At 39.7% G+C, this 13,433-nt stretch carries 13 protein-coding genes and 1 pseudogene; 4 read left to right on the forward strand and 10 right to left on the reverse strand.

Annotated features, from left to right (window positions below; all coding sequences use genetic code 11):
- Position 1: 1 nt before the first annotated feature.
- Positions 2 to 301, forward strand: coding sequence for a hypothetical protein (locus NFS43_RS08500; RefSeq protein WP_251551224.1), 300 nt, complete (start codon positions 2 to 4; stop codon positions 299 to 301).
- A 169-nt stretch (positions 302 to 470) separates the two neighbouring features.
- On the opposite strand, the gene NFS43_RS08505 is transcribed toward NFS43_RS08500, so the two are convergent.
- On the reverse strand, positions 471 to 1,013 hold the full coding sequence (locus tag NFS43_RS08505) for an ECF transporter S component (RefSeq protein ID WP_251551225.1): 543 nt from the start codon (positions 1,011 to 1,013) through the stop codon (positions 471 to 473).
- Between the two features lie 136 nt (positions 1,014 to 1,149).
- Between NFS43_RS08505 and pdxR the strand changes: the two genes are divergently transcribed.
- Together pdxR and NFS43_RS08515 are read left to right on the forward strand one after the other, a co-directional pair.
- A complete protein-coding gene (gene pdxR, locus NFS43_RS08510; protein WP_251551226.1) occupies positions 1,150 to 2,550 on the forward strand; it encodes a MocR-like pyridoxine biosynthesis transcription factor PdxR in 1,401 nt (466 codons plus the stop codon).
- Positions 2,551 to 3,203: 653 nt separating this feature from the next.
- On the forward strand, positions 3,204 to 4,013 hold the full coding sequence (locus NFS43_RS08515; protein WP_251551227.1) for an AAA family ATPase: 810 nt from the start codon (positions 3,204 to 3,206) through the stop codon (positions 4,011 to 4,013).
- Between the two features lie 131 nt (positions 4,014 to 4,144).
- Here NFS43_RS08515 and NFS43_RS08520 read toward each other — a convergent pair whose 3' ends face one another.
- Together NFS43_RS08520 and NFS43_RS08525 are read right to left on the reverse strand one after the other, a co-directional pair.
- On the reverse strand, positions 4,145 to 5,269 hold the full coding sequence (locus tag NFS43_RS08520; RefSeq protein WP_277613916.1) for an NADH:flavin oxidoreductase: 1,125 nt from the start codon (positions 5,267 to 5,269) through the stop codon (positions 4,145 to 4,147).
- Positions 5,270 to 5,747: 478 nt separating this feature from the next.
- On the reverse strand, positions 5,748 to 6,485 hold the full coding sequence (locus NFS43_RS08525) for a gamma-glutamyl-gamma-aminobutyrate hydrolase family protein (RefSeq protein ID WP_251551228.1): 738 nt from the start codon (positions 6,483 to 6,485) through the stop codon (positions 5,748 to 5,750).
- Between the two features lie 335 nt (positions 6,486 to 6,820).
- Here NFS43_RS08525 and NFS43_RS08530 point away from each other — a divergent pair, with 335 nt between their 5' ends.
- A complete protein-coding gene (locus NFS43_RS08530; RefSeq protein WP_251551229.1) occupies positions 6,821 to 7,297 on the forward strand; it encodes a PAS domain-containing protein in 477 nt (158 codons plus the stop codon).
- A 550-nt stretch (positions 7,298 to 7,847) separates the two neighbouring features.
- Here NFS43_RS08530 and NFS43_RS08535 read toward each other — a convergent pair.
- From NFS43_RS08535 to NFS43_RS08565, 7 genes and pseudogenes are all read right to left on the reverse strand, one after another.
- Positions 7,848 to 8,771, reverse strand: a complete 924-nt coding sequence (locus NFS43_RS08535; RefSeq protein ID WP_251551230.1) for a DNA/RNA non-specific endonuclease — start codon at positions 8,769 to 8,771, stop codon at positions 7,848 to 7,850.
- Positions 8,772 to 9,249: 478 nt separating this feature from the next.
- A pseudogene (locus NFS43_RS08540) lies at positions 9,250 to 9,381 on the reverse strand (excalibur calcium-binding domain-containing protein); the annotation flags it as partial.
- Positions 9,382 to 9,576: a hypothetical protein gene (locus NFS43_RS08545; RefSeq protein WP_251551231.1), complete on the reverse strand. Its 195-nt coding sequence runs from the start codon at positions 9,574 to 9,576 to the stop codon at positions 9,382 to 9,384.
- Between the two features lie 378 nt (positions 9,577 to 9,954).
- Complete coding sequence (locus NFS43_RS08550; protein WP_251551232.1) at positions 9,955 to 10,368, reverse strand: phosphotransferase enzyme family protein; 414 nt, start codon at positions 10,366 to 10,368, stop codon at positions 9,955 to 9,957.
- A 355-nt stretch (positions 10,369 to 10,723) separates the two neighbouring features.
- On the reverse strand, positions 10,724 to 11,599 hold the full coding sequence (locus NFS43_RS08555; RefSeq protein WP_251551233.1) for a DMT family transporter: 876 nt from the start codon (positions 11,597 to 11,599) through the stop codon (positions 10,724 to 10,726).
- A 437-nt stretch (positions 11,600 to 12,036) separates the two neighbouring features.
- Positions 12,037 to 12,363 (reverse strand): nucleoside triphosphate pyrophosphohydrolase, encoded by a 327-nt coding sequence (locus NFS43_RS08560; protein ID WP_251551234.1) that lies wholly within the window; start codon positions 12,361 to 12,363, stop codon positions 12,037 to 12,039.
- A gap of 67 nt (positions 12,364 to 12,430) precedes the next feature.
- Positions 12,431 to 13,303, reverse strand: coding sequence for an SMP-30/gluconolactonase/LRE family protein (locus NFS43_RS08565; RefSeq protein ID WP_251551235.1), 873 nt, complete (start codon positions 13,301 to 13,303; stop codon positions 12,431 to 12,433).
- Between the last annotated feature and the right edge of the window lie 130 nt (positions 13,304 to 13,433).

Raw genomic sequence — 13,433 nt, forward strand, 5'->3', positions numbered from 1 at the left:
GATGCTGAAAAAAATACTAACCATCGCTGTCACCTTATTGATATTAATAAGTGTAAGTTTTGGATTTTCCCTTTACTTCCATTCGGAATTCCTTGATTTTTCCTTTATTGTCGGATTAATCGCCACGATCATCACCTGGTTTTTCGTCTCAACGGATGGGGCTGCATCCCGGCCTCCTGATCACACTATTCGAGTATCTACAGGCCTAAGGAATGCCTATCAAAAATCTCACTTTACGCCTAATCTTCCTTTTGTTACATCATTGATATATACCCTTCTTTCCATTGTCGTCATGCACTAGCATAATAAAATGGACATAGGTACAAGCAGAGTTCACTTTGCCAAAGAGACGGCTGTCAATGGTTATCCTATTGTTTATTTATCCATTCAAAAGTGTTCAATATTTTAACGAAAAATAATGAAAGCCGTTGAAATTTTATGCGTCATAAAATTTCAACGGCTTTTTCATCTTAGAGCTGGGTTTTGTCCAGCCTTTTCTGTTGACCAACCCTTTGCTTAAACCCATTTACAAGCGGCACAACAATAATACCGGCGATGACGACCTGCATGATGTTACCCGGGATGGAACCGAACGGCTGAATCCAGTTGCCATAAAGGATGACTTCTGTAAAATAGTAGCCAACCACTTTAATAATCAAAGCAGCAGCAACTGCCAGCGAATGAACCAATGTCTTTTTTCCAGGCATCTTTTCAGCAATAAGGCCTGCTACATAACCCATTGCCCCCACGATCACAAACGTAAACGGCGCCCATAATGTCCATCCCGAAACAATATCAAACAGAGCCATTCCAAAGGCACCCGCAATCGCACCTGATTTTTTCCCAAAAATAAACGCGGCAATCAAAAGCGGCACATTGCCCAAATGGATGAGGCCCCCGTTTCCCATCAGCGGCAGCCTGATGTTGATAAACATGGTGGCCAGAAACGTTAAAGTAATAAGAAGAGCATTGAGTACCAGCTTTCTCGTTTTGTTATGTTCTGTCGATAACATGTAAATCCCCCTGTTAGCGTTCAATTAATAAAAAAGAATCTCCTCTTTCTTAATGATTACTAGTATAATGAAATCTGACAATATAAAAAGTGTCACTTTTTGAAAAAATAACGTGGTCAGAGAGGAGAGGGCCCGTATGGATATGCTTATGTTTGAATTGAATAAAGACACCACAACACCCTTGTATGAACAGCTTTATAATGGTATCAAAACGGCCATTATGAGCAAACAAATTGAAGTTGGGACGAAACTGCCCTCCAAAAAAAATTTGGCCGAATTTTTAAATATCAGCCAAACAACCATTGAAGTTGCCTATGCCCAGCTGATGGCAGAAGGTTTCATTGTATCCAAACCACGGATTGGTTTTTTTGTAGAGGATATAGATGAATTACCCTATATCGAAACCAAACAAGCAGAGTGGCCTATAGAGGACGCCGAGGAAAAAACGTTCCGATTTGACTTTCACCCAGGAAAAATCGACACGGATTCCTTTCCTTTTTCACAGTGGAGAAAATATGCAAAAGATCTATATGATCATCCATCAAAGAACTTATTACAGAATGGAGAACCGCAAGGGGAATACACGTTACGGACTGAAATAGCAAAATACCTTTATCAATCACGGGGGATTGTGTGTCAACCGGAGCAAATTGTGATTGGATCTGGAACGGAACAACTACTTCCGATGATTTTAAGGCTGCTAGAAAATGATTCAAAATTTTCCCTCGAGAATCCCGGCTATTCGGCCATCCCAAGAAATCAACTGCAAAATAAAGCGATCCCGATTCCGGTTGATGAAGATGGATTGATAGTGGATGAACTTGAAAAAACAAATGCGAATGTGGTTTACGTTACACCTTCCCATCAATTTCCAACCGGTGCGGTCCTTTCCGCAACAAGAAGAACACAGCTATTGCATTGGGCAGCAAAAGCGGAGAATCGCTACATCATTGAAGACGATTATGACAGTGAATTCCGTTACACAGGAAAACCCATTCCCGCCTTGCAAGGGATGGACCAAAACAATAAGGTCATTTATCTGAGTACGTTTTCCAAGTCATTAATGCCGTCATTACGAGTGGCTTATTTTGTTTTGCCCCCCACATTGCTGAAAAAATATAAGGAAACATTCAGTTATTATTCAGCGACTGTCCCGAGATTCGACCAGCATATCGTAGCCAGCTTCATGAGGGACGGCTATTTTTCAAAGCACTTAAACCGTATGCGGAAAATTTATCGTAAAAAACTTGATAAACTAACCCACATATTTAAAACGCATTATCCTGAAGTCATCATCACTGGGGACCAGGCCGGGATGCACATTTTAATATCCCTTCCCCTGCCGATAAGGGAAGATACGTTAAAAAGAATCGCAGCAGAAAGCTCGATCGCCATTTATCCTGTAACGGATTACCTGTTAAAGCCAATAGATTATAAGTATCCAACCTTTCTGTTAGGGTTTGGCGGCATCCCATTAGAAAAACTGGAGGAAGGCATCCACCAGTTAATGCACTGCTGGAGTTTAGCAAAATATTAGGAAATTCAAACAAAAAAATACCGGAGTCGCTCTCCGGTATAAAAAATAAAAGAAATCATAAAACGACGATTTCATTGTCGGGACCTTTTTTTTCAAAAAGCTCCTCTTCAATCTTTGTACCCTTTAAATAGCCCTTTTCAAAAAGATCCATCAGTCTAATGGACTTCCACTATCGTGCCCGATTCTGGAATAAGCCTTTACCAAATGGGCACTTTAACTCATTCTCGACTATTTTTTAAAATTCTTATCTACCAAGGGTTTTCCTTCTTGATCAACCATAGCCGAAAAATATGACTCTGTAGGTACGAAAACCATAAGCGGAGAATTTCCGGTTATTTTATTTCATTGAGGCTTAAGGGTGGAAATAGGCGGAGGAATTCCTGTTAACGGCTCGAAATCAGCCAAAATCCATTGATTTATAACATATAAGCGGAATTACTTCCTTTATTTTAAAGGAAATATGGTTTTTTCCCAACATAAGCGGAATTCCTCCGTTTATTTTTCAAACACAGAGAGATCAATATTGAACTAATGTTATTGAAGTCTATCCTTTTCCATCAGTGTAAATGAACACTTTTAAGTCCAGCCAATATAAACGTGGTAGAATGTCAATAGTATCGATAATTATTTTTCCAAAAGGAAGGGTTCCCCATATGATCTATTTAAAAAGCTTTAAACTATCCCCTCATACAGTCAGAAATCCAAATGCCTATCCATATAATGTGTTTAGAAAAATGGCAGGAGAAGTGTTTGTCTTTACGAACATTACCGTTTTGTATGGGAACAATGGGTCCGGCAAGTCCACGCTGCTGAATTTAATCGCCAACAAGCTGAATATCACAGGGGCTGAAGGACTTACTAATAATGGCTATAACCAATACCCAATAGATTACATAGCAAATTGTTCATATAGACTAGGTGAAAAGGAAAGTGACGGGGAATCCGATCGAGTCCCGCCTAATAGCTTGTACATCAAAAGCGAGGATATTTTATATGAAATCAAGAAGATTCAGCAGGAGGCCGTTCTAAAGGAAGGGTACCTTTACCAACACGCTAAATTAGGGTATACGAAGGAGCAGTTGGAAGAGTTGAAACATTCTTCACAAATGTACAAGCAAATCGAAAACATGAAGTTCGCAATTGAGAAGTATTCTAACGGAGAGACATCGATGCAGCTATTCGAAGAATATCTGGCTCCAGATGGATTCTACCTGCTCGATGAACCTGAAACCTCCCTTTCCCCTACCAACCAAATTCAGTTGGCGGAAGAAATCAATAAGCTTGCAAGATTTTTTGACTGTCAGTTTATTATCGCGACACATTCTCCCTTTATGCTGGGAACACTAGATGCCAAGATTTATAACCTTGACGCTCCCCTTTTGAGAACCAATAAATGGACTGAACTTGAAAATGTAAGATTTTTCTACGACTTTTTCAAAAAGCGGAAAAATGAATTTGAATAAGAGGAATAAAATAGGAAGCCAAACATAGACAAGTTTCTTGTATGTTTGGCTTCCCTATCTTTATATTTTAAGTTGAATTTCCCAATATCTGCCCCGGCTAGTGGCAGTTCTTGGACAGCTTTAAGTACTCATCAGATTAGATAGTTCTCAGATTCCTTCGTATAATGCGTCACTCGGTCAAGCTGTCCATTCTTAAGTTTGATTGCCCATTCAGGATCAGCCAGCAGTGCACGGCCGACTGCGACATAGTCATAATCACCTGCTTCGATTTTTTCATCAATCATGGCTAATTTGTCTACAATGGTCCTGTCAGCATTATCTTGATTACTCAAGTATGCACGGTTAATACCGACAGAGCCGACCGCAATCGTTGGCTTTTTCGTTATCCGTTTCGTCCAGCCGGCCAAATTTAAGGATAGATCTTCATCTTTAAATTCAGGTTCCCAGATTCTTCTGGTAGAGCAGTGGAATATATCGACACCTGCTTCAACCAACGGACTAAGCAATTGTTCCAGCTCATTCGAGTTATTGGCTAATTTCGCTTCATAATCGGTTCCTTTCCATTGTGAAAAACGAAGCACAATCGGAAAGTCTGGGCCCACTTCCTTCCGGCAAGCACGGACGATATCTGCGGCAAATTGGGTTCGCTCCCCTATATTCCCGCCATACTCATCATTGCGCTTGTTCGTTCGTTCCCAAAAAAATTGATCAATTAAATAGCCATGGGCCCCATGCAGCTCTATTCCATCAAAGCCGATGCGCTTTGCGTTTGCGGCTGCTTCCGCGTACCGATCAATCATATCCAGGACTTCCTGTTTCGTTAATGCCTTTATTTTCTCATTGCTTTTGCCTTTTAAAGTGAATCCAGACGGACTCACAGGCGGTGCCTCCACATTGGGTTCGCTGCCTGCTTTTCTTGCTGCCCCTACATGCCATAATTGTGGAATGATTTTGCCACCTGCTTCATGGACTTCATGAACAACATGCGCCCAGCCATTTAGGGCATCCTCGCCATAGAAACGTGGAATATCGGGGCTTTGTACGGCTGCCGGGTGGTTAATCGCTGTCCCTTCTGTGATGATGAGCCCTATCCCATTCTCTGCACGTTTGCGGTAATAGTGAGCCACATTTTCCCCAGGAATTCCTCCTGGCGAAAACATTCTTGTCATGGGGGCCATCACTAATCGACTGGTTAACATCTCTTTTTCAAACGGTACTGATTGAAACAAAGTATGACCTACGTACGTTTGATCCAAGGCGAGCACTTCCTTCCGCTAGTTCGTATTCTGATGCTACCTTTATTTTACAGATTTAATAGACAAATAGATACCGAAAAGTTCTATGTTTTTCCACTATCAAAATACATACTGGGGTTAAAGCCCTAACAGTCTTTGCATCTGAGAAAACTAGAAGAATTCAAGTGAACTTCATTAGGTATACCTGATAATTCGGATCCCACTCCTGCAGCTGCCTTTCGATGGTATTGGCCTCAAGCTGAAATAAATATTTTTGACGTATAACCTCTTATAATCCCTGAAGCAATCCTCTTCCACCACTCCTTTTGAAAAAATAAAAACCCCTTTTTGCCACGGTTACAAAAGGGGTTTTTGCCGATAGATTGCTTTGCTGGCAGGAGCACCTTGCACGTGCAGGTGGCTGTGGCGTACTAGAGCAGATCTCGGCCACTCTTAATAACTATTCAATTTGATGTACTCTACAATTACTTCCTTTTTATTAAAGACCACCAGTAACGGTCCTCTCCCGACTGCTTTTGATGAATTCTTCAAACAACTTATTCATAGTGGTGTTATGAATTGCCATGGATTCAGGATGCCATTGGACGCCAACGGTAAAGGCATTGGGGTGAATAGATTCCACCGCCTCCACAATGCCATCAGACGACTGGGCAACCACTCTTAGATCCTCAGCCACACGACCGATGGCCTGATGGTGGATGCTATTCACTCTTATGCGCTCTGAGCCGAACAGTTTAAATAATAGGCTATCTTTTGAAATGGTTACCCAGTGGGTATCCTGACTGCGCTTCACCTTCTGGGTATGCTGAATGCAGTCTTCCACTTGACTAGGAATATCTTGAATAAGCGATCCTCCTAGTGCCACATTTAAAATTTGGATACCTCTGCAAATGGCAAGAAGAGGAATATTGTGTTCAATGGCGTACTTTGCGATGGCAATCTCCACCAGGTCCCGTTCCAGGATCACCTGCCCTAGATGGGGATGAGGATCCTCTTGGAAAAATTGGGGATCGACATCCTCTCCTCCGCTCAGAATAATCCCATCACATAAAGAGAGCGTTTCTAAAGCCAGCTCGGGAGTAATAAAAGGAAGAATAATAGGCACACCGCCATTGGCAGCCACTGCTTTATGGTAGTCATGGTGCACGTATACCCCTTCCATAAAGAAATTATGGTTCACGTAGGCACCGGTGATGCCGATAACTGGTTTTTTCATTTGTTGTATCCCCCTATGGACAGTTCTCTTATTCTAGTACTATAGACTATGCTTGATCATCTCACAACCTTTTTGTGAGACCATTAAAACAAAATATCCTCTTCACGGCTTTCTATTGTCAATAAGACAATACAAAGGTATAAAACAATGGACAGTGTCTGGCACTCTTAGTCATGATCAAAAACAGCTCTTTAGTGAGATAAATCCCAATTGGCTAACAGTAATAATGCTATCATTATGTATGAGGTTAGATAATAATCACTCAGAAGTGGCCGATTTTTTTCTCGGTACTATTTTATTTTTCTCATCGGAGTTTATATTTAAGTGGATTTTACATGTCTAATGAAAAATTTTCTGAATTAATTAGTCCTGAAGCTGTCATTAATTTTGAAAGTGGTACCATTAAGGCAAGCACTTTGGATTCCATTATTAATCTTTTACCATTTGAAATGGGTTTTTGCGATGCCGACGATATTTTCCGCTGGTATTCCAATAATCCTAACCGCGTGCATGCTCGTCGTAAAGAAGCAATTGGCCGCCATGTATTGGAGCTTCACCCAAAAGTGGCTCACCACATTGAAAAACTGTTGAATGACTTTCATTCAGGAACGCGGGATGAATGGGAGTTTTGGTTTCCAAAACGGACTGGTGAATCGGGTCAAATTTATCAAAAATTTATGGCAGTACGTGATAAAAACGGAAAGTATCTTGGATGCATGGATGTGACCGTTAATATCGACCTTTTCCAAGGAAAAGAAGGTAAACATACCCCTGAAACGATTGACGAATTTATAGCTGCTAAGCCTGAATAAGTAAACTTTCCATTTAAGTGGTTGCTGAAAAACACACTGAATCCCCCATCCAATGTGTTTTTTTCTATTATAGAAATTTTGGTCGTTCCTTATGTGTGGTTCCACAAAACTAATTAATCCAATCGAAAGATCGTTAGAGAATATCGGAACAAGGCTTAACAAAGCTAACATATGTAAGAAAGCATTTGCGGGAAATCTTCAACTTTTGCCTCTATTTGTGGTACGGTTCACCATTATTAATGCTGAACTACATCCTCTACAAACTGACCTTATATGCAAAACGGGAACTGCTCTTTACTATGGAATAGAGCACGATAGTGGAAATTAAAGATCATGTTTATGATTGTTGACTTAGGTTTGCTTTACTAATATAATCTTCCACTACCGCACCCGTCAGTAAAAAATAATTATATTTTCACTGTACAAATTTTAATAGATGATATAAACATGATCTTCAGTTGTTCCTGTATAGGCACCCATTTTTCTTATAAATCGTCCTAACGAGGAAAAATTCTTTTGTTCAATTATTTTGCCTCAACCTTCTAGGTGCTTACTCACCTACCATGCCATCCTTATCATTATCTTGCATATATGGGTATAACCAGTGATCACTAGTTATTGGCATACTGAAACCTGCTGCTTTGGCTTCTTTAATCGTCACCTGTCCATTACCGTTTGTATCAACACTAGAAATATCACCCTTTGTGTTTGAACTAGCTGAATCGGAAGGCTCGCTTCCTGTTAAACCGAGTGAGGCGTTTACTTTATCAGGGTTCACATTGTCAAATGTATCAACAATCTTGTTACCCATTAAAGTGTAAGTATACTGATAACTTGAAGGAATCTGTGTTTCTGTATTCGGATATGTGATAATGGCTTCAAAATTAGTGGCTCCACCTGCTTTGCGGATCGCGTCTTCCATATACGCTTGATCACCATGTCGGTTGAGCGTACTATCTTGTGGGGTAATATTATAAGCATTCGATACCCCGCCTAGAGAATCAGCAATGATATGTCCCTCATCTAAATCGTCCCTTTCAACACCAGGAACTTTTGCTTCATCAGGATAGTATCTGCCAGACGATGATACAGGTTCGTTACGGTCATCTTGCAGAATAATTTCGTCAGCAATGACACGTACTAGTTGCCCGTATTCATTCGTAAATGCCCAATATTCACGGTCCCCATAACCAATGTCAACGACGACATTCGGTTCCCGAAGTCCAGACATATCACCACCATCAACTTCGATAAGTTTATATCCTGTGAACAGTTCATTACTTGGTTGGGTTGAGGTTTCCTCTACTTCTGGTTCATCAACAACCGTAGTAACTTCTTCATTATTTGTATTAACTGTGGTTACTTCTTGTGAATCTGTTTCTCCATCTGTAACGGAACCTTCTTCTACGTTGGTACAACCGACTATAAAGATGATCGTTAAAAGGAAGATTAAAGAATTCAATTTCTTTTTCATTTTATGACTCTCCTATAATAGTTTCATCATGTTTATTCTAAAATCTCTGAAAGTTAACATAGATTAACGTTGTAAACCTATTGATAAGAGGAAGAGAAAATTCTAAATTTTAGTACCTTTTGCTAATTCTTCGCGTAATTTTTTATCTCTTCAGTTTGGTTTAAGATATTATTATACACTTTTCTTAAAGCATCATAAACAGCAAAAATTTCCAATAATCCTAAGAATCCGACCAGTAAATCCATTTTATACCTAATTCATTTAATATATTAAATGAATAATGACCAAATTGATGGTCATTCTGTCATTTCAAATTGGTCTCACTTCCCGAGTTATAGGGACAAGTCCTTATCAACATTCGCATAGATCAATTAATCATTCATAAAAATTGTTAAGGAAATACAAAAAATAATCCCATCTCATTAATTGAGAAGGGATCATTCATACTTCAATACCTTAGAAAGGTTTACCAAGTGATCTATCTTTCACAAGCAAAATTATCTTTATCTCTATCTAGTTTAGATTGATAGGCTGGATGATCAGAAGCTACGCCATCTGGATATTTCTTTCTTAGTTCCGTACAATTGGCAAAAATCTCTAATCCTCCACTTTAAGCTGCAACTGTTGCTGCTTGGGCTTCTGCTTCTGCCTTCGCTTTAGCTTCTGCTTTTTCCTTTGCTTTGGACTCAGAACTCTTTTCCTCATTCTTATCCTCTGCTTTTGAGGTTGTTGAACTTTCAGATGAACAAGCAACTAAACTAAATAGTAAAAATAAAGCAAATAAACCTACTAAATACTTTTTCAATTCCATAACCCCCATAATACTTTCTATATCTTTGTATATATAACAATATCATTTATTGTTATATTTTAACTTGTTTTAGACAAATTTATTTGTAATTTTGCATTTAGTTCTTCAAGGCAAGTCCCTTCAGTTATAACTAAAGAGCACCATTTTGCTCTAATGTTACATTCAGGTATGTTATGCAAATCCATAACAATTAATCCAAGAAACTCCAGACAATAAGATTTTATAAAAATATAGTTACGAAACGTTGAGGTGACTCACGTTTACTAGGAATATGATAAGTCCATTGGGAAGGATAAGAACCAGACCTTGATTGTCACCATTCTTTTATCTCATTTACTCTGCGTCAAAAATGAATCAATGGTTCCCGGTTCGTCATCCTTCCGCATACTCCGGCCGTCCCTTGACGACATCTGGAACATCATAGGATTTCGTTACTTGATGCATCTTCCCAATCGTTTTTCCCCATGTGAAAAATAATGGTGAATCAAATGGTTCCGATTGCACATTTACAGTTCTTCCCGGCACTTTCGAAAACAGGGCCGCGGAAAATGAGGATGGACCAATTTGCTCAACAAATTCCCCGTTTACGGACTGCAATACTTCCGGAACATGTATACCATTCGCATGAAAAAAGTTCATCCAATCCAGTTCAGAAATAATTTCCTCTTTCTCCCGATGGGACGAATGTGTCAATCTCAAAATGGATGGTTTTCCTTCTCTCTTCACATCAAATACAAAGTTTTCAAAATCACCTAGCTTTTCCCCGATTCGATCCAGTTTGAACAAAGCTTGTGCTTCCTTTAAGACATCATGCAATACATCCTGTTAACGAAAAGATGAAAAATAAGCCTATACATAAGTGAAAAAATTCTTTCATTCTACTCCTCGCTTTTAACTTTACTACTTTTTTTACCATTTCTACCCTTTTACAAGTTGCCCGATATAATGCCCAAGACAATTTGCTATGTCCATATTTCACTACATTTAAAATAGAAGTATATTTTTGAATACGTTTAAATGAATGGAAGGTTTCACTTTGTTCACTAACGAGCAGTTAGTCGAATAAGAAAAACGGCATCACTAATATGTGCTGTTACACAAACAAAACCCCTTCAGATACGGTTGAAGGGGTTTTTAAATTCTATTTTTTCTCAATTACAACAAATAAAACACCCATAAGAATTAGGATGGAGCCTATCCAAAACGTTACACCTATTTTCTCACCTAGTTTAAGCCATCCGAGTAATGTCCCAACCACCGGTTGAAAGAAGAAAAAAAGACCCCCGCTTGAGGCTTCAAGCATTTGTAAGCCGCGATTCCAAAGTAGAAATCCACCTGCTGTTGATACAATACCCAAATACAAGACTCCCCCCCAAATGGCCGGGTGAGTCAATTGAGAAATATTAATTGCGTGTAAACGCGGCAATACAAAAGGGGTCAACACGATTAGGGCTACTAAGATGGAATAGGTTGTTATCACAATTTGTGAATAATTGCTAGGCACACGCTTTACAAGTACAGACATTAATGCCCATGTTAAAGCAGCAATGAGAAGTGAAATACCACCAAGTATATAGGACATATTTACTTGACCTACTCCAACTATGAGAAAAACCCCAATTGTCGCTAGACAAACGGAGAGTCCCTTTTTTAACGTCAGCCGTTCTTTAAGAAGTATGCGGGCAAAAATAACCATAAAGGCTGGTGTCGAAGAAGTTATAATCGCTCCCATTTGTGCTGTGGATAGCATTGTTCCAGTTTCCTGCGCAAAAATTGAAATGGCATTACCAATAATCCCAATAGCTATGATTAGTAAGAAATCACGTTTATTGATTCGCCATTTTTGCCTTGATATGATACCAATCATGAGAAGTGCGACAATAGCCACTAAATATCGCAGCCACACGAGTTCCAGTGGAGGTATGACCGATACTACAACTTTAACAACAACGTACATGCCGCCCCAAATACTTGAAGCTAAAATTAAAAATAAAGAACCTAATACGGTTTTTTTCATTTTGTACCCTCCGTCTTTTGTTTAGGTCGAGGCAGCCCCTAACGGAGAGATGTAGTCACCTTCACTCCATTAAGAGCAGAAGAGTGCTACTGGTACATCGTTTTCAAATAAGGGAGTCCAATACATTTTGATTCACCTCTAGTCGAATTGTTTTTACGATTATCTGTATTTTATTATAACAAAGAATATTCAGACTATGTTTGATAAGCTCCTAAAGAATTATTATAAAGTGAGTAGATTGAGAAATTTGAATAAAATAAATAATAAATAAATTAAAAAAGACCCAACATGCAGCAACATGTCCGGTCCAGCAATAAACGGTTCCCCATTGGAGCCGGCCAAAAGGCAATTAACCTACCTGAGCCTCTAAATCCAAGGTGGATTATTTTTATGATATTAATGAAAGAATGGTCACGATGAATCCTGTTAATTGAACCTTAGTGATCTTCAACCTCTATTAAATAGATTTTTTCTTTGAAGCCGCCTCTCTTTTCAGCTTTCAGTTTGCGAACCTTTTCAATAGTTTCAATTGTTGATCCATGACATTCTGCTAGTGCATGAATGATCTCCAGTAAATCCGCTAGCTCTTCAATAGCATCCTGATCATTCCCGGCATTCACGTACTCATTTAGTTCCTCAAAGCTTTTCGTTTTTAATTCTTTTCTATATTCTTCGTTATTCAATATTCTGGTTGAAAAGGTCTTGCCAGTACGACTAATGATCTCTGGAATTTGGTCTCGAACTAGTTTATTGTGAATAAGCATTTTTCTCCTTCTTTCAAGCTTTCTTCCTAATTATCTGCATTTTATAGTTGAGTGGTTCCGTTTTCATCTATCCCTCATAACGATAAGTTGGAGTACCTTTCACGTCTAATTTCAAGCGAAACAAACCGCCAGCAAAAGGCTGATCCTCGTACTCTTTCGTAATCCCGTTATGTCTGGCCGTAGTAATATAGAGTTCATCCAAATGTTTGCCGCCGAATACGCATGATGTGACCCGTGCCACTGGCAATAGGATGGAATCGAGCTTTTGTCCAGTTCTTGGGTTCCATCTGGAAACCTGGTAACCATCCCAGTGGGCGATCCAAAGCATGCCTTCCTCGTCGATAGTCATACCGTCTGGAAACCCTTCCTCTCCAGAAAAGTCTACGACTGTCCGTTTGTTTCGAAGTGCTATCGCCTCCAAGTCAAAGTCGTAGGCCACCACCTTCTGCTCCCACGTGTCAATAAAGTACATCGTTTGATGATCCTGAGTCCAGGCAATGCCGTTGGAAATGCCGATATTCTCCTCCACTGTATGAATGGCGCCACTTGTTTCCAAACAATACAAGGCACCAGATGCCGTCTGTTCGCTCATATCCATGGTTCCGGCCCAAAATCTTCCGGCTGCGTCGCATTTTCCGTCGTTGAAACGGTTGAGCGGCAAATGAGCTTCCGGATCTGCAAGGTGGATGCTGTGACCGTTCTCCAAGTCGAGCTTGTAAAAACCGTTCTGCATGGCCACGATAACTCCCCCGCTCTTGCAGGGAACGACGGCTCCAACATATTGTCCTGTTGAAACAACGCGGTCTGTTCCCATATTCGGATCAAAAATATGTACTTTCTGTCCAAGAACATCGACCCAGTATAAAACTTGCCTCTCTTCGTCCCAGCTCGGTCCCTCTCCAAGGATGGCTTTAGCATCCAATACCAGTTCAGGTTTCATGAATGATCTCCTCTTCATTTATATAGAATGACAACTCAAAGTTTAAACTTTTACTATTATTTTGACAATATAGGAATCAATCTAGATAGGAACGAACAAACCCTAAAAAAGAATGGGCCTAAATGAAATA

This window comes from Neobacillus muris, from assembly GCF_943193175.1.
Taxonomy (GTDB): Bacteria; Bacillota; Bacilli; order Bacillales; family Cytobacillaceae; genus Neobacillus; species Neobacillus muris.

What these genes read in the sequence shown, in the direction of transcription:
- NFS43_RS08515 (WP_251551227.1), top strand. Translation starts at nt 3,204, where the DNA reads ATGATCTATTTAAAAAGCTTTAAACTATCCCCTCATACAGTCAGAAAT.
- NFS43_RS08500 (WP_251551224.1), top strand. Translation starts at nt 2, where the DNA reads ATGCTGAAAAAAATACTAACCATCGCTGTCACCTTATTGATATTAATA.
- NFS43_RS08535 (WP_251551230.1), bottom strand. Translation starts at nt 8,771, where the DNA reads ATGAAAAAGAAATTGAATTCTTTAATCTTCCTTTTAACGATCATCTTT.
- NFS43_RS08505 (WP_251551225.1), bottom strand. Translation starts at nt 1,013, where the DNA reads ATGTTATCGACAGAACATAACAAAACGAGAAAGCTGGTACTCAATGCT.
- pdxR (WP_251551226.1), top strand. Translation starts at nt 1,150, where the DNA reads ATGGATATGCTTATGTTTGAATTGAATAAAGACACCACAACACCCTTG.
- NFS43_RS08525 (WP_251551228.1), bottom strand. Translation starts at nt 6,485, where the DNA reads ATGAAAAAACCAGTTATCGGCATCACCGGTGCCTACGTGAACCATAAT.
- NFS43_RS08555 (WP_251551233.1), bottom strand. Translation starts at nt 11,599, where the DNA reads ATGAAAAAAACCGTATTAGGTTCTTTATTTTTAATTTTAGCTTCAAGT.
- NFS43_RS08560 (WP_251551234.1), bottom strand. Translation starts at nt 12,363, where the DNA reads ATGCTTATTCACAATAAACTAGTTCGAGACCAAATTCCAGAGATCATT.
- NFS43_RS08565 (WP_251551235.1), bottom strand. Translation starts at nt 13,303, where the DNA reads ATGAAACCTGAACTGGTATTGGATGCTAAAGCCATCCTTGGAGAGGGA.
- NFS43_RS08530 (WP_251551229.1), top strand. Translation starts at nt 6,821, where the DNA reads ATGTCTAATGAAAAATTTTCTGAATTAATTAGTCCTGAAGCTGTCATT.